The following is an 18,283-nucleotide window of genomic DNA, read 5'->3' as shown; positions in this document are numbered from 1 at the left end:
GTCCAGGCCTGCTTCAGCCCACCCCTACATAACGCCTGACCGCCGACGGGTCGGCGCGCAGTTGCTCGACATCGACGGTCTCGCGGTTGCGGCCGTTCTCGATGAAGCAAACGCGGTCGGCGACCGACAGCACGGCATCGACGCGCTGCTCGACCAGGATGGTCGAGACACCAAGTTCGCGCAACTTCACCACCGTTTCGCGGATCTTGGCGATCATCGACGGCATCAGGCCTTCGGTTGGCTCGTCGAGCAACAGCACCTGCGGTTCGAGGCAGAGCGCCCGGGCCATGGCCAGCATCTGCTGTTCGCCGCCGGACAAAGTGCCGGAGCGTTGCCTGAGCCGCTGGCGCAGCAATGGAAAAAGGTCGAGGACATTTTCCCGCACGGCCTTGCCCCTGCCGCGCGCCATCAGGCCGATGTCGATGTTTTCCGCAACCGTCATCTCGGCGAACAGCCGCCTGCCTTGCGGCACATAGGCGACGCCGGCCTTCGGCACCTCATGCGCCGGCAGATCGGTCAGTTCCTTGCCGGCGAGCTGGATCGAGCCGGCGCTGGCCGGAACAAGCCCCATGATCGCCTTCAGCGTTGTCGTCTTGCCGGCGCCGTTGCGGCCGAACAGGCACAGCACCTCGCCCTTGTAGAGCACAAGGTCGAGGCCATAGAGCACCTGGACCTCGCCATAGAAGCAATCGAGGCCGGAGATGGTCAGCGCTTCAGTCGAGGGGGCTTCGGTCATGGCGCCGTCCCCAGATAGGCTTCCTGCACCTGTGTGTTGGCGCGGATCTGTTCGGGCGTGCCTTCGGCGAGGATCCTGCCTGCGTTGAAGACGGTGATGCGGTCGGCCAGTTGCATGACGACCGGCATATTGTGCTCGATCAAAAGCACGGTGGCGCTTTTGGCGATCTCGCGCACCAGCTCGATGAAATTATCGATCTCGCTATCAGCCAGGCCTTGCGTGGGCTCGTCGAGGATCAACAGCCGCGGCTTCAGCGCCAGACCCATCGCCACTTCCAGCAGCCGCTGATGGCCGTAGGAGAGCTGGCCGGCCGGCATATGGGCGCGGTCGGCAAGGCCGGTGCGCTCCAGCGCCGCCATGACGCCTGTGCGCACGGCGCCTTTCGAGCGGCCATCGGTCAGCGTGCGCTGAACGGGCAGCGCGACATTGTCGTAGGCGGACAAATTGGCAAAGACGCTGGTGATCTGGAAGGTGTAAGCGATGCCTTGGCGCACCCTGAGATAGGCCGGCCGGCTGGTGATGTCGGTGCCGTCGAAGACGATCATGCCGGAGGACGGCTGGATGCGGCCGCTGATCAGGCTGACGAAGGTGGTTTTCCCGGCACCGTTGGGGCCGATGACAGCGCGGATTTCGCCCGGCATCAGCTGGAAATCGACACCGTCGACGGCGCGCAGACCGCCGAAATTGCGCGCCAGGTTCTTTGTCGTCAGCAGCGGCATCATGGCAGCCACCCAAGCCAGCGCTGGCGGATGGTGCCCAAAATGCCTTTGGGGAAAAACAGCACCAAGAGGATAAGCGCGATGCCGACGATCAAGAGATAGGCCGAGGTGTAGCCGCTGGCGATGTCGATGACATAGTACATGAAGACCGTGCCGATCAGGGCACCCAGCGTCGTTGCGGCACCGCCGAGCAGCACCCAGAGTAGCGGCAGGATGGAATACTGCACCGAGGCGAGGCTCGAGCCGACATAGCCGAACAACAGCGCATAGGCCGCACCCGAAGCGGCGCAGATGGTGCCGGAGACGACGACGGCGATGAGCTTGTTCGAGAAGGTGTCGTAGCCGAGCATTTTCGTGCGCTCCTCGTTTTCGCGCACGGCGACCAGAACGCGGCCGTAGCGGGAGCGGACGACGGCGAGCGTGATGAGCAGCACGACCGAAAAGAGCGCGAGCGCGCTCATGTAGCGGACAGTCGGGTTGGTGAGGTCGAGCGATGTCGCGCCGAAGATCAGAACCCGCGCCGGCTGCGGCACGACCAGGCCCTGGTCGCCGCCGGTCCAGGCGGCAAAATAGAGGATGACGAGGTAAAACACCTGCGCGAACATCATGGTCACGATCATGAAGGCGACGCCGGTGGTGCGCAGCGCCAGCAGGCCGATCACCAGCGCCAGCAGCGCGCCACAAGCGATGCCGGCGAGGAAGGCCAGCGGCACGTTCCAGCCGAGATGGATGACCGATAGGCCTGCGCCATAGAGGCCGGCCGCGAAGAACATGGCATGGCCGAGGCTGAGCAGGCCGACATAGCCGAACAGCATGTTGTAGCCCATGGCGAACACCGCCAGCACCATGATGCGGGCGAGCAGGCCGTGATGATAGTCGGGCAGGACGAAGCTCAGCGCTAAGAGCAGCGCGATGACGCCGAGATGCAATGCATAGGCTTTTGCCGGCGAAGCTTCGCTCATCGCGACGCCTGCCCGAACAAGCCTTGCGGCCGGAACACCAGCACCATGGCGACCAGCATGGTGGCGATGATCTTGGCCAGAGTCGGCGAGAAGAACACCGAAATGATGCCGTCGGACAGGCCGATCAGCACCGCGGCGACGACAGTGCCGCGCAGCGAGCCGAGACCGCCAATGATGACGACGATGAAGGACAGAAGCAGCGGGTCCTGCCCCATCAGATAGTGCGCCTGGCTGATCGGCACGATCAGCACGGCGGCGATGGCGGCCAGCATGGCGCCGAGCGCGAAGACGCCGGCATAGACGCGGTCGACCGGAATGCCGAAGGCCTGCGCCGTCTCGCTGTCATACTGGGTGGCGCGCATGATGAGGCCGATCTTCGTGTGCGTCAGCACCAGCCAGGTGAGGACGAGCAGAAGTGCGGAGGCGGCGATGATCGACAGCTTGTAGCCGGAATAGCCGAACCAGGGCAGCAGGATACGATAGCTGAAGGGCGGCTCCACCGGGCGCGCTTCCGGGCCGTAGAAGCTCAGCGCCAGCTGCTGGATGATGTAGAGCATGCCGATGGTGGCGACGATGGTGGCTTCCGGATTGTAATTGAGCCGGCGCAGCACCAGCCGCTCGGCAACCAGCGCGATGGCGCCGACGATCAGCGGCGCAATCACCAGCGCGGCCAGAAAGCCTACCGTGGGATGGCCGGGGACGGCTGTCGAGATCGCCCAGGCGAGTACCGCGCCCAGCATGAAGAACTCGCCATGGGCGACATTGACGACGCGCATGACGCCGAACACCAGCGACAGTCCCAGCGCCGTCAGCGCCAGCACGGCTGAGGTGACGAGGCCTTCGAGGGCGGCGAGGAGGAGATGAGGTCCGAAATGCATTCAGGGCGCCCTTACCCTCCCCCTCGTGGGGAGGGTGACCGCGCAGCGGTCGGGTGGGGGGTGGGGCACGGGCCGTCGTGACCCCACCCCGTCTCACAAGCTTCGCAAAGTGCGAAGCTTGCGTGCCGACCCTCCCCACAAGGGGGAGGGTAAGCGCCTACAGCGCCTGCGTCGTGTAGTCCCCCTCGGCCTCGTACAGCCCGTCCTCGATCTTGGTCTTGTGGACGACATTCAGCCTGCCGCCCTCGACCTTGGAGATGTTCTGGATGCCAAAACACTGGTGGATCTTGCCGTTGAAGGTTTTCGGCCCCTGCGGGTGCTCCGGCCCTTCGGCGAATTCTGTCAGCGCTTCGGTCGCCTCGACCAGCTTGGCGCGGTCTTCCGGGCCCTTGTAGCCGGCGTCTTCCATCGCCTTCTTGACCACATAGAGCGTTTCCCAGCAGCCGAACATGTGGGCGGCGGTGGAGACGTCCTTGGGGTCGCCGACGGCAGCGCCATTGTCGTCGATGCCGACGGCGGCGCGGTAGGCTTTTTGCGCTGCTGAGTCATTGGCCTGAGCATAGCGCGGCGAGCCTTCCCAGAAATGGCTGCCGTCCAAAAATTCGAGGCCGGGGCTGTTGATGTCGGTGGCTTCAAGCGAATCGATAAAGCCGAACAGCTGCGGCCGGTTGGAGCCGTAGAACTCGCCGAGCTCCTTGACGAAGGTGAGCACGGCTGGGCCGACCATGACGTGGTAGATCACCTCGGTTTCCGCCGGGATCTGCGGAAAATATTTGGTGAAGGAGGATTCCGTCGGCGGGATGGCGATCTGGGCGATGACCTCGGCGCCCTGCGCCTTCAGCGCCGGCGGCAGGTAGTCGCGATGGTCGTAGCCGAAAGCGAAATCGGGGAAGATCTGCGTCACCTTTTTGCCGGCATTGGCCGCGATCCACGGCGCCATCGACTGGATCTGGCTCTTCACGTCGGTGATGCCGGGCTGGAAGACGTAACGGTTGAGCTTGGTCGAGGCGACATGGTGGCCTTCGCTGACGACGAAATAGGGAATCTTGTTTTCGCCGGCCGCCGGCGCCGAGCCGATGACGACATGCGAAAACAAAGTGCCGAAGACGATGTCGGTCTTGTGTTGGGTGGCGAACTTGCCGACCACTTCGGCGCCGCGGCCGGGATCGGTGCCGTCATCCTCGATCACCAGTTCGACCGGGCGGCCATTGATGCCGCCGGCATCGTTGATGGCCTTGACCGCGGCCGCGCTGGTCTTTTCGTACCAGCGGCCATAGGCAGCGCCGATGCCGGTGCGGTGCAACTGGAAGCCGATCTTGACCGGCGCCGAGCTCTGCGCCTGGCTGTAGCGGACAAAGCCTGGCGCGAGCGTCAGGCCGGCGCCGGCGGCGAGACCTTTTAGCGCCGTGCGGCGAGAGAGCGTGGATTTGGAGAGATCGAAAAACCCATTCTTGTCAGCCACGGCAGTTCCCCTGTTTTTGAGTTTTGACTGTCTGTAACGAGGCATGGCCACTTCCTTGCGGAAGGGACGAAAATCGCATGTATACAAACTAAATCACCAAAGCTTCGACCTGGCAAGCGGGCTTTCCGCATCCAGCGCCGCGCGTCCATCAGGACGCGCAAAGGACGCTGGAGCATTTCCTGTTTTGCGCATGATCCTTTCCGAAATCGAAGCCGATTTTCGGGGTCATGCGCTGGCAGGTCCACCGTCTTCTCTCATCCCGCTGTCGGCGTAGCAAGCAACCAGAGGCCGAAGATCGTGTAAGCGATCATCAGCACGGTGAGCGGCAATTGGCTGAGGGCGGCGCGTGATGGAACCGGGTGCAGCCGCCAGGCCAAGCCATGCGCGACGAGCACGGCCAGCATGTGGCCGGCGATGATGATGCCGGCCTGCACATTCCACAGCCACCATGCGGAGCCGGCACCGGCGACGATGCCGGCCTCGATCTGCATGTCGGCTGTGCCGAACAGGTTCCAGCCCAGCGCGAACGGGTCGGACAGCGCAGCAGCCGCGTATTGGCCATCGACCAGCAGCGCCGTCAGATAGTGCGCGACATGGTAGGCGAGCGCGATCGGCACGATCGACCAGACCAGCAGGCCCGCAGCTTCGCTGAGGGAATGCCGGCTGCCGGTGAGACGCTGGCCAAGCACGACGGCCAGCAGGAATGCCGCCGCCAACAGCACGAAGGTGAGCACAAGTCCGAAGCTGCCGATGCCGATCAGCGCGGTGCGGCCGGGATATTCCAGCGGATTGATGCCGAACAGACCGAGCCAGAAGAAGGTTTTCGACAGGCCGTCGAAGGAGACAGACGAGAGGCTGAGCAGCAGGAAAGCGACGCCGCTGGTTGGCAGAGGCGCGGCGGCGAGCAGTTTCGCGCCTGGCCAGCAAAGATTGAGCCGGCCGCTCTGGTCGCGCTCAAGCAGGGCGAAGCGCGCCACCATGGCAAAAAAGATCGTCAGGAATTCGCCGCGCCGGCTCCAGCACGAGTAGCCGAAGGCGAGCATCGCGACGAAGGTGACCAACCAATAGAGGCCGGCGGCATAGGCCAGCCGCGCTGGGTCGTCGGGCGCCGGGTCGATCAGCTCGAACCAGGCAAAGGCGAAGAACAGGATGACGCCCGGCCAGCAGCCGAGCCATGCGGGAAGGCGCGGATGCTGCGCCTGGTCGCCGCGTCGGCCGAGCAGACGGGTCACGATCCGCCATGGGCCATACCATGGGTTCAACCATGACCAGAGATCGCCGAACAGGCCTTGCGCGATGGCGAGGCCGACCCAGAGTAGGGTCCAGATGGTTGAGGGGAGCGGGTTGGAGAGTGGGTCGCGGCTGCCGAACAGGCCGGCTGCGATGAGGATTGCAAAGCCGGCAAAGAAGATGAGGCTGACGATTGTGCGAGGGGCGTCGCTGAATGTGAAAAGTTGTAAGCGGCGGCGCCAGAAGCGGTCGAGGGCATCCGGTGGCAGCAAAGCCAGGACGAGGAAGCTGACGGCGACGGCAAGTGCACCGCCGGCGATGTAGTAGCCGGTGGGGAGGAGCAGGACGTGGCCCCGGTCGGAGGCGTGCGCGAAGGCTGGGGTGGGGAGGACGGTGAGGAGGAGGTAGCAGGCGACATATGTCAGCCAGCCGCGATCCTTCACACCCCCCTCTGTCCTGCCGGACATCTCCCCCGCAAGAGGGGAGATTAGATGTCGCCTTGGCTTTCGCCAATTTTCAAGGGTGAAGAAAGAGGCGCGGTGCCCGACGCTGCCAATCTCCCCCCTTGCGGGGGAGATGTCCGGCAGGACAGAGGGGGGTGGGCGGGAACTCAAGTTCTCCGGGATTTCCATCTTAACCCGCGATGCACGCCCTCAAACCTTGACCAGCTGCTCCACGCGGTCCTTGGCCCCAAAAATCCGGAGATAGCGCTCGATCTCTTTCTTGTCCCCGGTCGCCTTGGCCGGATTGTCCGACAGCTTCACCACCGGGCGGCCATTGGCCTCCGTCACCTTGCAGACCAGCGATATGGCATCGAGGCTGTTGGTCTCGGTCGGCGCGCAGCCTTCGAAGTCGTTGGTGAGGTTGGTGCCCCAGCCGAAGGACATGCGCACCTTGCCCTTGAAGTGGTGATAGGTCTCCTCGATGGTCTCGACTTCGAGCCCGTCGGAGAAGATGAGCAGCTTCTGCCTGGGGTCCTTGCCCTTCTCGCGCCACCAGTCGATGATTTTTTCACCGCCTTCGATCGGCGGCGCGCTGTCGGGGCGAAAGCCGGTCCAGTCGGCGACCCAGTCGGGCGCGTCGCGCAGGAAGGATGCTGTACCGAAGGCATCGGGCAATACGATCAGCAGGTTGCCGCCATAATAGCGCTGCCAGTCCTGCAGCACCTTGTAGGGCGACTGCTTCAGTTCCTTTTCCGTATCGGCAAGTGCGGCAAACACCATCGGCAGTTCATGCGCGTTGGTGCCGAGCGCTTCGAGGTCGTTGTCCATGGCCAGAAGCACGTTGGAAGTGCCGGTGAAGGCCTCGCCGATGCCTTCCTTCAGCGCCTCGACGCACCAGCGCTGCCACAGGAACGAATGGCGGCGGCGGGTGCCGAAATCCGAGATGCGGATGCCGGGCAGCGCCTTCAAGCGTTCGGTCTTGGCCCACATCTTCCCCTTGGCGCGGGCATAGAGCACGTCAAGCGCGAAGGGACCGAAGGCGCGCATGGCCGCACGGGAGCGGAGTTCATTGATGATGGCCAGCGCCGGGATCTCCCACAGCGTGGTGTACATCCAGGGGCCGCTGAAGGAGAGCTCGTACTGGCCGTCGCGCTTGGAGAGCTCATAGTCGGGTAGCCGGAAACCTTCCAGCCAGGCGAGGAATTCAGGCTCAAAAATCTGCTTGCGGCCATAGAAATTGTTACCGCCGAGCCAGATCATCTCCTTCTTGGAGAAGCGCAGCGTGCGGGCATGGTCGAGCTGGTCACGCAGTTCGCCTTCGTCGATCTCGTCGGCGAGGCGCACCGATGTGGTGCGGTTGATCAGCGAGAAGGTGGCGTCGACCTTGGGGTACATGCCCCAGATCATCTGCAGCATCAGAAGCTTGTAGAAATCAGTGTCGAGCAGGCTGCGGACGATCGGGTCCAGCTTCCAAGTGTGGTTGTAGACGCGCCGCGCTATGTCGGTTCTTGCCATGTTCTGCCGTCGCCTTCGCTGCTCACGTCTGTCTTACGCAATTCCGGACGGAAACCCCCGCACACTTTTTCTGGAATTGCTTGGCAAGAGCTTATTAGCATTGAATTTTTGAAAGCGCTGCCCGCTTTCCCAGCTGGCCCGACAAAAAGGAGCCGCTCCGGTCCAGCCTCAGCTCTTGGCGCCGACCACACGCAGTGCCGGGCGCTTCCTGCGGATGCCGATGCGGCCGGCCACCGGCGCGTCGGCGCGGCTGTCGGCCTGCTCCTTCTCGGCAAACAGCCAGTCGACGAACAATTGCACGATCGGCGCCGAGCGCATCTCGTTGCGGCAGACGACATAGAAATCGTCGACCGCCGGCACCGACAGGCTGAACGGCGCCACCAGCAGGCCCCTGGCGAGCAGCATGCTGGCGGTGACGGAATCGCCGAGCGCCACGCCATGGCCATGCACCGCGGCTTCGATCGCCGTGCGCGCATCGCCGAGATGATGGCGACGGCCGCGCTCAAGATCCAGCCCGTCGGCGGCCGCCAGCCAGGTGTGCCACTCGCGGCCGTCATCGCCATGCAGGATGACATGGTCGGCCAGATCCCGGCAGGTGCGGATCGGCCGGTTGTTGATCAGCGTCGGGCTGACCACCGGGAACAGTTCGAGGCCCGACCATTTGCGCATCCAGCAATCGGTCCAGCTGCCGTCGCCATAGAGCACGCAGACATCGACCTGCGGCGCGCGAATGTCCTTGGCGTCGTTGGAAGGGATCAGCGTCAGCCTGATATCGGGATATTGCGCCATGAAGCTGCCGAGCCGCGGCGTCATCCAGAGAAGCAGCAGCGCCGGAACGCAGGAAACAGACAGCGTGCCGGCGCTGGCTGGCCTGGTCATGCGCTGGGTGGCGGCGGCGATGCCGTCGAACGCGGTCGACACCGCCGGCAGCAGTTCGGCGCCATGCGGTGTGAGCTTTACCCGCTGCCCGGTGCGTTCGAACAGTTTTACGCCCAGCGACTGCTCAAGCGCCTTGATCTGATGACTTATGGCGCCATGGGTGACGTTCAGCTCACTCGCCGCCTTGGTCAGCGAGGCGTGGCGCGCCGTCGCTTCGAAGGCGCGCAGGGGATTTAGGGGCGGCAGACGCTTGGCCATGGGCAACCGGATACTCTGTGAGATTTTCTCACAACCAGTACCCTAACAATATCAATTGATTTTTCAATGCGGCTGCCGGACACTTTGTCCCAGACAGCATCAATGGCGTGAAATCTGCAGGCAGCCAGCGGGACAGCGACCCGGCCGGATGACGGTCAGTTCGCAAGATGCCGCCACGACCGCATGCACCAGCCCGGCAGGAGGAACCGACATGGGTTATGATCGTGGCAAGCTCGACGCGTTGCGCCGCAAATATGGCGAGAGCCATGGCGGCGAGATGTTCGACCCGAAATTCCGCAAGGTCGCCGACAAGATCTTCTCCAAGAGCGGCACCAGGCTGGCGCCGTATTCCGGCATCCCGACCTTCCTCGCCGCACCCTACCGCGAAATATCGGCCGACAACCCGGATTTCGGCGATTTGCAGGTGGCTATCATCGGCGTGCCGATGGATCTCGGCGTCACCAACCGTCCCGGATCGCGCTTTGGGCCGAGGGCGCTGCGCGCCATCGAGCGCATCGGCCCCTACAACCATGTGCTGGAATGCGCGCCGACGCATGAGCTGCGCGTCGCCGACATCGGCGACACCCCATTCCGCAGCCGCTACCGGCTGGAGATCAGCCATGAGGATATCGAGCGCCGCACCAATCAGATCGTCGATGCCGGCGTGCTGCCTCTTTCCGTTGGCGGCGACCATTCGATCAGCCATCCGATCCTGAAGGCGGTCGGCAAAAAGGCGCCGGTCGGCATGATCCATATCGACGCCCATTGCGACACCAGCGGGCTGTTCGACATGACCAAGTTCCACCATGGCGGCCCGTTCCGCAACGCGGTGCTGGACGGTGTGCTCGACCCGACCCGCACCATCCAGATCGGCATCCGCGGCTCGGCCGAATATCTGTGGGAGTTCACCTACGAATCCGGCATGACGGTCGTGCACGCCGAAGAGGTGACCGGACTCGGCATCCCCGCCATCATCGAGAAGGCGCGCAAGATTGTCGGCGACGGCCCGACCTACATCTCTTTTGACGTTGACAGCGTCGATCCGGCCTTCGCGCCGGGCACCGGCACGCCGGAGATCGGCGGCCTGACGACGCGCGAAGTGCTCGAACTGCTGCGCGGCCTGAAAGGCCTCAACATTGTCGGCGGCGACGTCGTCGAGGTAGCGCCGCAATATGACGCGACGACCAACACCGCCCATGTCGGCGCGCAGGTCCTGTTCGAGATCCTGAGTCTGATGGTGTTCAGCCCGGCCATTACGAGCAAGGGGGCCTGACGGACTTCACATGCAAAGGCGGCCGCCGCGCTGGAGCCGGCGGCCGTTTCAAACAAACAAGCTTCCAGAAGGGAACCACAATGAATCTTCACATGAAATCAACCCTCGCAGCCGCGCTGATGCTCGCCGGCCTCGGCTTCGCCTCCCAGGCCCATGCCGACGCCGTCGACGACATCACCAAGGCCGGCGCCATCAATGTCGGCATCTTCTCCGACTTCCCGCCCTTCTCCTCGGCCAGCGCCGATATGAGCATCAAGGGCTATGACGTCGACGTGGCCCAGGCCATTGCCGATTCGTTGAAGGTGAAGCTCAACCTCGTCAGCGTCACCGGCCAGAACCGCATCCCCTATCTCACCGACAAGCGCGTCGACATCCTGATGAGCGTCGGCTACTCCAAGGAGCGCGAGGAGGTGATCGATTTCGCCGCCGCCTACGCGCCCTATTACATCGCCGTCATCGGTCCGGCAGCGCTCTCGGTCAAAGGCAAGGAAGACCTTGCCGACAAGTCGATCGCCGTCAATCGCGGCACGCTGGAAGATACGTCGCTGACCGAAGCTGCACCGGCTTCCGCCGACATCAAGCGCTTCGACAATTACAATTCCGTCATCCAGGCCTTCATCTCCGGCCAGACCCAGCTGATGGTGGTGGGCAACGATGTCGGCGCCCAGGTGCTGGCCAAGCAAGACGCGCTGAAGCCGGAGCAGAAGTTCCAGCTTTTGACCTCGCCTTCGCATATCGGCCTCAACAAAAAAGAGGACCGGCTGAAGACGGCGGTCAATGACGCCGTCGCCAAGATGCTGGCCGACGGCAAGCTCAACGAGAGTTCGAAGGCCTGGCTGAACACGCCGCTCAATCCTGACAACCTCAAGGATTGAGTTCCCGTGGCTTTTGCCTGGCTCCCAGGTGCTCTGGGCGATATCACGCGCGGTGCGCTCACGACGATCCTGCTGATCGTCGTGACCACGCTCGTGGGCACGCTGCTCAGCATCCTGGGCGCCGCCGGCCGGCGCAACGGCCCGGCATTCCTGAAGCGGGCGATCGCGGTCTATGTCGAGGTGATGCGCAATACGCCGTTCCTGGTGCAGCTGTTCTTCATCTTCTTCGGGCTGCCCAGCCTCGGCATAAGGCTCGATCCGATCTTGGCCGCCATGCTGGCGATGACGCTCAACATGGCGGCCTACACGATTGAAATCGTCGGCGCCGGCCTCGATGCCGTGCCCGGCGGACAGACGGAAGCCGCCCTTTCGCTGGGCTTGAGGCCACGCCAGGTGTTCATCAAGATCGTGCTGCCGCAAGCGCTGAAGGTAATCTATCCGGCACTGACCAGCCAGATCGTCATCATGATGCTGGAATCCGCCGTGGTGTCGCAGATCGCCGTGCGCGAACTGACCTATGAGGCCGACATGCTGCAGGCGCGCACCTTCCGTTCCTTTGAGACCTATTTTGTCGTGACGCTGGTCTATCTCTTGATGTCGATGGCCTTGCGCCGGCTGCTGGTCACAGGCGGGCGTTGCGTCTTGGGGGCTGGCGTGTCATGATCGAATTCACCTTCTGGGACATCGTTCGCAATCTGCTGCTCGCCGCCCGCTGGACGGTGCTTCTGTCGCTGGCCGCCTTCGTCGGCGGCGCTGTTGTCGGCCTGATCGTGCTGTTCTTCCGCATCGCTGAGAGTAAATGGAGCCGGCGCATCGCTTCCGGCTACATCGCCCTGTTCCAGGGCACCCCGCTGTTGATGCAGCTGTTCCTGATGTTTTTCGGCTTGCCGATGCTGGGCCTGCGCATCGAGCCGTGGACGGCCGCCGTGCTCGGCCTGACTTTCTTTGCCAGCGCCTATTTGGCCGAGATCTGGCGCAGTGGCGTCGATGCGCTGCCGCGCGGGCAATGGGACGCCGGCGCCAGCCTTGGCCTGCACCGCCTGCAGGAGCTCAGGCTCATCATCCTGCCGCAGGCGTTCTCGATCACAAGGGCGCCGATCGTCGGCTTCCTGGTGCAATTGATCAAATCGACGGCTCTGACCTCGATCATCGGCTTCGAGGAGCTGGTCAGGACCTCCAACGCCATCAACAATGCCACCTTCGAGCCGTTCAAGGTCTACGGGTTGGTGGCGCTGATCTTCTTCGTCATGTGCTTTCCACTGACGCAATACGCCCGTACGCTCGAACAACGAGCGGCGGCCCACTGACGCCAGGCGGCGACAGTGCGTGAAGGGAACCTGCCGGAATAGAGCGGCACCAACTGAGGAGAAACCTGATGAACAGACTGATCGGAAAATCCCTGACACGGCGCGGCGTGCTTGGCGCGGGCCTCGCCATATCAGGCGTGCTCGCCATGCCGTCGATCCTGCGGGCGCAGGACAAGTCGCTGAAGGTCGGCGTCTATGGCGGCTACTTCAAGAAATCCTTCGACGAGCACGTCTTCCCCGAGTTTACCAAGGCAACCGGCATTGCCGTGGAATCGGTCGCCGAGCCGACCGGTGAGGCCTGGCTGGTGCAGCTTGAACAGGCGGCCAAGGCCGGCCAGGCGCCGGCCGATCTCTCGATGATGTCGCAGACCTCGACGCTGAAGGGCCAGTCGACCGAATTGTGGACGCCGCTCGACACCTCGAAGTTCAAGCACTATGGCGACCTGTTGCCGCGCTTCATCAACAAATATCCGGACGGCCGCGTCGCCGGCATCGGCGCCGTCGCCTGGTGGATCACGCTGGTCAGCAACACCGACGTCTACAAGGACGCGCCGACATCGTGGGCAGCACTGTGGGACAAGGCGAACGAAGACAAGCTCGGCCTGCTGGCGCTCGCCTCCAACTCGTTCCTGCTGGAAGTGACGGCCAAGACCTTCATGGGCGGCACCAATGCGCTCGACACCGAGGAGGGGCTGAACAAGGCGTTCGAGAAGCTCGCCGAGGTTAAGCCGAACGTCCGCCTCTGGTATCGCGACGAGGCGCAGTTCGAACAGGCGCTGAAGTCGGGCGAGATCCCTATGGGGCAGTATTATCACGACGTCACCGGGCTTGCGGCCGCCGACGGCTTCCATGTCCGCTCGACCTTCCCGAAGGAAGGCGGCATCCAGGATTCCGGCAATTGGGTGCTGACGCGCGCCTCGACCAAGGTCGACGAAGCGCACGCCTTCATCGACTATATGAGCCAGCCGTCGATGCAAGGCGTGATGTCGCGCAAGGTCGGCACCACGCCGACGCTGAAGAAAGAGGTGCTCGACCTCAAGCCGGAAGAGTTCGCCGCGGTGTCGTCGGATATCGAGCCGATCATCCCGCGCTACGACCTCTATACGTCGAAGTCCGACTGGATCAACCAGAAGTGGACCGAGCTGATCGTCGGCTGAGCCGACGACACGCCTCAGCGGCCGCCGGGCAATGACCGGCGGCCCGTTAGAGCAGTTCACCGTTTCATGGAAACGGCGGCTTGCTTGTTGTTTTTGAGCAATTCCGGACGGAAAACCGTTACACACTTTTCCTGGAATTGCTCCAGCGCTGAGAGGGATGAGCATGCCCGGACTAGACATCAACGCCATCACCAAAAAATTCGGCAATTTCGCGGCCGTCGACAATGTCCAGCTCAACGTGCCGCACGGCACGTTCGTGTGCCTGCTCGGCCCATCGGGCTGCGGCAAGACCACGCTGCTGCGCATGATTGCCGGGCTGGAGGAACCGACCAGCGGCGCCATCGTCCTCGACGGCGAGGACATCACGCCGCTGCCGACGCACAAGCGCAATCTCGGCATGGTGTTCCAGTCGCTGGCGCTGTTTCCGCATCTCTCCGTCGGCGACAACATCGCCTATGCGCTGCGCATTCGCGGCGCCTCCAAGGAGGAGCAGAAGAAACGCGTCGACGAATTGCTGAGCTTGATCCACCTGACCGGCTTTGCCGACCGTCCGGTGGCCAAACTGTCGGGCGGCCAGCGTCAGCGCGTGGCGATTGCCCGGGCACTCGCTTTGTCGCCAAAACTGTTCCTGCTTGACGAGCCGCTGTCGGCGCTCGACGCCAAATTGCGCGAGGCCATGCAGGTGGAATTGCGCCAGCTGCAGCAGCGGCTCGGCATCACTACCATCGTCGTCACCCACGACCAGCGCGAAGCCATGACCATGGCCGACCTCGTCGTCGTCATGGGCCATGGCAAGATCCTGCAGGCGGCGCCACCGATCGAGATCTACCGCAAACCGGCCGACGCCTTCGTCGCCGACTTCATCGGCATCACCAATCTGTTGCCGGCCGAGATCGACAGCACCGGCCGCACCACCATTTTGGGTACAGCCATTCCCGGCCTGGCCATGCCGGCGGGTCAGACAAAAGCGTCCGTCTCGGTCCGTCCCGAGGATGTGCATCTGGGCAGCCCCGGCGGCTCGGCCATCACCGGCGAAGTGAGTTTCGTGCGCGACCTCGGCGGCACGATCGAGACCTTCGTCGACGTCGGCGGCACCAGCATCATTGCGGTCACGACGCCGCGCGAGCGCCATGACGTGCCGGTCGGCGCCAAGGTCGGCGTCACGCTGCCGCCTGCTAGTTGCGTGGTGCTCGGCGCATGAGACGCGAAGCTCCGAAGTCGGTAGCCGACTACACGCCGCTGTTCTTTCCAGCGCTGATGCTGATCGTCTTCTTCGTCGTGCCGTTCTCGACGATGATCGCGGTGAGCTTCTTCAAGCGCAACCCGTCCGGCTTCTACACGCCGGATTTCGTGCTCGACAATTACGCCCGCTTCCTGTCGGTGTTCTTCGGCGGCGTGCTCGGCTTCTCGCTGATGCTGGCGGTGCTGGTCGCGGTCTGCTGCGTCTGCATCGCTTTCCCCTTCACCTATCTCCTGACCCGCAGGCCGCGCCGCGTACAGACGCTGTGGCTGGTCGGCCTTTTGTCGGTGCTGTCGCTGTCGGAGGTCATTATCGGCTTTGCCTGGTCGACGCTGTTTTCGCGCACCGCAGGGATCACCAATTTGTTCGTGGCGATCGGGCTGATGGACAAGCCGGCGGCACTGCTGCCGACCTTCGGCGCGGTGCTGACCGGCATGGTCTACCAGGCGCTGCCTTACACCATCCTGGTGCTGTACCCCGCTCTGGTGCGCCTCGACCCGACTTTGCTGGAGGTTGCGCGCACGCTCGGCGCCTCCCCTATCCGGGCTTTCTTCAACGTCGTCGCGCCGGCGCTGCGCAACACCATCGTGGCGACGCTGATCATGGTCTTCGTCTTCGCACTCGGCTCGTATCTTTTGCCGCAGATCCTCGGGCGGCCGCAACACTGGACACTGTCGGTGCTGATCACCGACCAGGCGATCTACCAGTCCAACATGCCGTTCGCAGCCGCGATGGCGGTGTTCCTGGTGCTGATCTCGCTGGCGCTGGTTGGACTGACCCTTCTCGTCGGACGCCGGGAGAACGCCCTATGACCGCGACCTTGCTGCGCCGTGTCTATTTCACCATCGTCGCGCTGTTCCTGGCCGCGCCGCTGATCGTGGTCGCGGGCGTGTCGATCAACTCACGCCAGGAACTCACTTTCCCACCGGTTGGTTTCTCGCTGGCCTGGTACGCCCAGATCTTCACCGATCCGGAATGGCGGCTGGCGCTGATCCATTCGGTGACGCTCGCCGTTTGTTCGGCGGCGATTGCCGTTGCGGTCGCGCTGCCACTGGCCTGGTTCCTGTGGCGGCGCATCGCGCCATGGGCGAACATTTTCCAGGTGCTGGGGCTTGCCCCTTTCATCCTGCCGCCGGTCATCACCGCGCTCGGCTTCCTCAGCTTCTGGGCGACGGTCGGGCTGTTCGGCCAGTTCTTCACCGCCATCATCAGCCACGCCATCTTCTTCGTGACGCTGCCGCTGGTGACGTTGTCGCTGGGCTTTGCCTCGATCGACCGCTCGCTGGTCGAGGCCGCCGCCACCATGGGCGCCGACGACCGCTCCGTGCTGAAGACGGTGGTGCTGCCGCTGATCCTGCCCTACCTCGTTTCGGGCTATGCCTTCGCCTTCGTGCTGTCGCTCAACGAATACATCGTCGCCTATATGACCATCGGCTTCACCACCGAGACGCTGCCGATCAAGATCTTCAACGCCCTGCGCTACGGCTACACGCCGACCATGGCCGCGGTGTCGGTGTTCTTCGTCGCGGTGGCGGCACTGGTGTTCGGCTCGATCGCCCGGTTCGGCGATATTCGCAGATTGCTCGGTGCGATGTCGTCGGACGGCAACTGAATGCATGTAAGAGCGTGAGCATCGGGGCTTTTACGGCCCCGATGCTCACGCTCTTTTCCTTTGGCGAAGGCATGGCCAATTTAGCCTCGAGCGCCATGGCGTGAGCAGCCACTGCCTCGGACGTGTTCAACGCGATCTCAGACTTGGGCGAGCGGCCCCAGCGCGGCCCGCAACGGGTCAAGGGCATCGCCATAAAGCTTCCAACGCTCGACAGAGGTTGAATAGATCGGCTGGCGCACCTGCCAGCGGCTCGGCGTTCGGACTGTGCGTTCAGTTTCGTGAAATTGCAGACAGGCGGCGTCCCACTCCACGCCGAGGAAAGCGATCAATCCGCGAGCCTGGGTTTCGAGACCAGCCACGGTTCGTTCGTATTGCATGTCATGGATAGCAATTGGCAGGACCTTTGCCCAATGCTTCATCAGGCGATCATATTGCCGATAATACTGGCCAAGTTTGGCGAGGTCGGCATTGTAGCCATGCGCATCCGAAAAATTGTGCATGAAGCAGGATGTGCAATTGTCCATCGGGTCGCGCATGCAATGGACGACACGCGCGTTTGGCAAAACAAGGCTGATGAAAGCCAATAGTTCGAAATTATGCGGCATCTTGTCGATGACGCGTATCGCTTTGTCGTTGCGCTTCTTGAGATAGCCGAGATATTTCGAACCGAGGTCTTTGGCTTTCTGCGGAGTGAGTGCCTCCATGGCCCTGGTGAAGATCGTAGGATCAAGCTGATCGAACCCAAGTTCTGCAGCCAACAGACGGATGATCGGCAGTTCGCCGGCGCCATAGATACCCCGATGGCTGGCGCATATCTGCTCGGTCAGCGTCGTTCCCGAACGTGGCATGCCAACGATGAAGACAGGTCGGTCGGAGGGATTGCCAAATGCTTGACGAGCTTCAAAAAAACCAGCGTCGAAAGTGTGGATGAAGCTGTCGTAAAGCCTCGTGTGCAGGTCAATATCGAAGTCGTTGCCGGAAATGGCCTTTGCGTTGGTGAAATGGCGGATCGCAGGCAGATACTCGTGTTGGTCGTTAAGCATCTTTCCTGCGGCATGGTGGAGGATCACCCGATCACGATCGGTGGTCGTCGGCAGCTTGAGGCGGGCCTGCACCAACGCCAAGGCGGGGTCGCCCTTGATCGCCCGTCGTGCGAGCGCTAGCCCGGCCAGTGCCTCGACATTCCGCTGGTCGAGGGCGATGGCACGCTCAAAATATCCAACCGCTTCGGCTTGTCTGCCCATATCCGTGAGAAGGTCGCCCATGCCGATAAGGGCAGTGAGCGACTGGCCGTCGACCTCGAGCGCCCTGCGATAGAAACCCTCGGCAATCTCGCCGGCAAGTTCGGTCCTATAGGACCGGCCAAGGTTGCACATAGCCTCGATCAGCCTGCCGTCAAGATCGATCGCTTTTCTCAGATGCTTGCGCGCCAGATCGACATTGCCGACAAGATTATAGACGTTACCAAGATTATTTCGGAAAATAGCGTCGTTGGGATCGAGTTTGACTGCTCGCTTCATGTAGCTAATGGCCACATCGTTTCGATGCGCTTCGATTGCCAGCGTGCCCATCAGGTTAAGCGCCATGGCATTGTTGGGTTGCTGGCGGAGGACGGTCTGGTAGCAGAACTCTGCTTCGCGGAAGAGATTTCGCCGTTGAAAGTCGATACCGCGCTGTAAGGTCTCCAGAGCAGATTTCCCCGTGGTGGGGTGCGAGTTCTGGGCCATAGCTATGGTG

17 protein-coding genes are annotated in these 18,283 nt (G+C 62.9%); 8 read left to right on the top strand and 9 right to left on the bottom strand.

Annotation, left to right across the window (positions count from 1 at the left end; genetic code table 11):
* Positions 1–13: 13 nt before the first annotated feature.
* The 8 genes from AC1D1N_RS05795 to gcvA all read right to left on the bottom strand — a co-directional run bounded on the left by AC1D1N_RS05795 (position 14) and on the right by gcvA (position 9,082).
* The gene (locus AC1D1N_RS05795) at positions 14–736 is read right to left on the bottom strand and encodes an ABC transporter ATP-binding protein (RefSeq protein WP_477347149.1); all 723 of its coding nucleotides are present in this window, start codon (positions 734–736) and stop codon (positions 14–16) included.
* On the bottom strand, positions 733–1,458 hold the full coding sequence (locus AC1D1N_RS05790) for an ABC transporter ATP-binding protein (protein WP_192255182.1): 726 nt from the start codon (positions 1,456–1,458) through the stop codon (positions 733–735). The genes AC1D1N_RS05795 and AC1D1N_RS05790 overlap by 4 nt, the downstream gene beginning before the upstream one ends.
* Positions 1,455–2,417, bottom strand: coding sequence for a branched-chain amino acid ABC transporter permease (locus AC1D1N_RS05785; RefSeq protein WP_477347146.1), 963 nt, complete (start codon positions 2,415–2,417; stop codon positions 1,455–1,457). The genes AC1D1N_RS05790 and AC1D1N_RS05785 overlap by 4 nt, the downstream gene beginning before the upstream one ends.
* Complete coding sequence (locus AC1D1N_RS05780) at positions 2,414–3,295, bottom strand: branched-chain amino acid ABC transporter permease (RefSeq protein WP_477347144.1); 882 nt, start codon at positions 3,293–3,295, stop codon at positions 2,414–2,416. Before AC1D1N_RS05780 ends, AC1D1N_RS05785 begins: the two co-directional genes overlap by 4 nt.
* A 157-nt stretch (positions 3,296–3,452) precedes the next feature.
* Positions 3,453–4,757, bottom strand: coding sequence for an ABC transporter substrate-binding protein (locus tag AC1D1N_RS05775; RefSeq protein WP_436257645.1), 1,305 nt, complete (start codon positions 4,755–4,757; stop codon positions 3,453–3,455).
* Positions 4,758–5,011: 254 nt separating this feature from the next.
* Entirely contained in the window at positions 5,012–6,454 is a 1,443-nt protein-coding gene (locus tag AC1D1N_RS05770; RefSeq protein WP_477347142.1) for a hypothetical protein, read from the bottom strand.
* A gap of 186 nt (positions 6,455–6,640) precedes the next feature.
* Positions 6,641–7,945 (bottom strand): nicotinate phosphoribosyltransferase, encoded by a 1,305-nt coding sequence (gene pncB, locus AC1D1N_RS05765; RefSeq protein ID WP_477347140.1) that lies wholly within the window; start codon positions 7,943–7,945, stop codon positions 6,641–6,643.
* Between the two features lie 168 nt (positions 7,946–8,113).
* Entirely contained in the window at positions 8,114–9,082 is a 969-nt protein-coding gene (gene gcvA / locus AC1D1N_RS05760) for a transcriptional regulator GcvA (protein WP_352562009.1), read from the bottom strand.
* A gap of 211 nt (positions 9,083–9,293) precedes the next feature.
* On the opposite strand from gcvA, the gene speB reads away from it, so the two are divergent.
* From speB to AC1D1N_RS05720, 8 genes are all read left to right on the top strand, one after another.
* Entirely contained in the window at positions 9,294–10,355 is a 1,062-nt protein-coding gene (gene speB, locus AC1D1N_RS05755) for an agmatinase (protein WP_477347138.1), read from the top strand.
* Positions 10,356–10,447: 92 nt separating this feature from the next.
* On the top strand, positions 10,448–11,230 hold the full coding sequence (locus AC1D1N_RS05750; protein WP_477347136.1) for a transporter substrate-binding domain-containing protein: 783 nt from the start codon (positions 10,448–10,450) through the stop codon (positions 11,228–11,230).
* Positions 11,231–11,236: 6 nt separating this feature from the next.
* Positions 11,237–11,893 carry an amino acid ABC transporter permease gene (locus tag AC1D1N_RS05745; RefSeq protein ID WP_477347134.1) on the top strand — a complete coding sequence of 219 codons (657 nt, stop codon included), beginning with the start codon at positions 11,237–11,239 and terminating at the stop codon, positions 11,891–11,893.
* Positions 11,890–12,537: an amino acid ABC transporter permease gene (locus AC1D1N_RS05740; RefSeq protein WP_477347132.1), complete on the top strand. Its 648-nt coding sequence runs from the start codon at positions 11,890–11,892 to the stop codon at positions 12,535–12,537. The genes AC1D1N_RS05745 and AC1D1N_RS05740 overlap by 4 nt, the downstream gene beginning before the upstream one ends.
* Before the next feature lie 68 nt (positions 12,538–12,605).
* Positions 12,606–13,694, top strand: coding sequence for an ABC transporter substrate-binding protein (locus tag AC1D1N_RS05735; protein ID WP_477347130.1), 1,089 nt, complete (start codon positions 12,606–12,608; stop codon positions 13,692–13,694).
* A 163-nt stretch (positions 13,695–13,857) separates the two neighbouring features.
* Complete coding sequence (locus tag AC1D1N_RS05730; RefSeq protein WP_477347128.1) at positions 13,858–14,895, top strand: ABC transporter ATP-binding protein; 1,038 nt, start codon at positions 13,858–13,860, stop codon at positions 14,893–14,895.
* The gene (locus AC1D1N_RS05725) at positions 14,892–15,746 is read left to right on the top strand and encodes an ABC transporter permease (RefSeq protein ID WP_477347126.1); all 855 of its coding nucleotides are present in this window, start codon (positions 14,892–14,894) and stop codon (positions 15,744–15,746) included. The genes AC1D1N_RS05730 and AC1D1N_RS05725 overlap by 4 nt, the downstream gene beginning before the upstream one ends.
* Positions 15,743–16,546 (top strand): ABC transporter permease, encoded by an 804-nt coding sequence (locus AC1D1N_RS05720; RefSeq protein ID WP_477347124.1) that lies wholly within the window; start codon positions 15,743–15,745, stop codon positions 16,544–16,546. Before AC1D1N_RS05725 ends, AC1D1N_RS05720 begins: the two co-directional genes overlap by 4 nt.
* A 137-nt stretch (positions 16,547–16,683) precedes the next feature.
* On the opposite strand, the gene AC1D1N_RS05715 is transcribed toward AC1D1N_RS05720, so the two are convergent.
* A complete protein-coding gene (locus AC1D1N_RS05715) occupies positions 16,684–18,273 on the bottom strand; it encodes a tetratricopeptide repeat-containing sulfotransferase family protein (protein WP_477347123.1) in 1,590 nt (529 codons plus the stop codon).
* Positions 18,274–18,283: the final 10 nt, after the last annotated feature.

This window comes from Mesorhizobium sp. P2_B5, assembly GCF_056404775.1.
The sequence above is the reverse complement of the archived record's forward strand: the minus strand, read 5'-3'. Positions and strand labels throughout refer to the sequence as shown.

Bases quoted from the DNA above. Each gene is read 5' to 3' on its own strand.
- AC1D1N_RS05725 (WP_477347126.1), top strand. From the start codon at position 14,892: ATGAGACGCGAAGCTCCGAAGTCGGTAGCCGACTACACGCCGCTGTTC.
- AC1D1N_RS05735 (WP_477347130.1), top strand. From the start codon at position 12,606: ATGAACAGACTGATCGGAAAATCCCTGACACGGCGCGGCGTGCTTGGC.
- pncB (WP_477347140.1), bottom strand. From the start codon at position 7,945: ATGGCAAGAACCGACATAGCGCGGCGCGTCTACAACCACACTTGGAAG.
- AC1D1N_RS05795 (WP_477347149.1), bottom strand. From the start codon at position 736: ATGACCGAAGCCCCCTCGACTGAAGCGCTGACCATCTCCGGCCTCGAT.
- speB (WP_477347138.1), top strand. From the start codon at position 9,294: ATGGGTTATGATCGTGGCAAGCTCGACGCGTTGCGCCGCAAATATGGC.
- AC1D1N_RS05730 (WP_477347128.1), top strand. From the start codon at position 13,858: ATGCCCGGACTAGACATCAACGCCATCACCAAAAAATTCGGCAATTTC.
- AC1D1N_RS05720 (WP_477347124.1), top strand. From the start codon at position 15,743: ATGACCGCGACCTTGCTGCGCCGTGTCTATTTCACCATCGTCGCGCTG.
- AC1D1N_RS05770 (WP_477347142.1), bottom strand. From the start codon at position 6,454: ATGTCCGGCAGGACAGAGGGGGGTGTGAAGGATCGCGGCTGGCTGACA.
- AC1D1N_RS05785 (WP_477347146.1), bottom strand. From the start codon at position 2,417: ATGAGCGAAGCTTCGCCGGCAAAAGCCTATGCATTGCATCTCGGCGTC.
- AC1D1N_RS05780 (WP_477347144.1), bottom strand. From the start codon at position 3,295: ATGCATTTCGGACCTCATCTCCTCCTCGCCGCCCTCGAAGGCCTCGTC.
- AC1D1N_RS05750 (WP_477347136.1), top strand. From the start codon at position 10,448: ATGAAATCAACCCTCGCAGCCGCGCTGATGCTCGCCGGCCTCGGCTTC.
- gcvA (WP_352562009.1), bottom strand. From the start codon at position 9,082: ATGGCCAAGCGTCTGCCGCCCCTAAATCCCCTGCGCGCCTTCGAAGCG.
- AC1D1N_RS05790 (WP_192255182.1), bottom strand. From the start codon at position 1,458: ATGATGCCGCTGCTGACGACAAAGAACCTGGCGCGCAATTTCGGCGGT.
- AC1D1N_RS05715 (WP_477347123.1), bottom strand. From the start codon at position 18,273: ATGGCCCAGAACTCGCACCCCACCACGGGGAAATCTGCTCTGGAGACC.
- AC1D1N_RS05740 (WP_477347132.1), top strand. From the start codon at position 11,890: ATGATCGAATTCACCTTCTGGGACATCGTTCGCAATCTGCTGCTCGCC.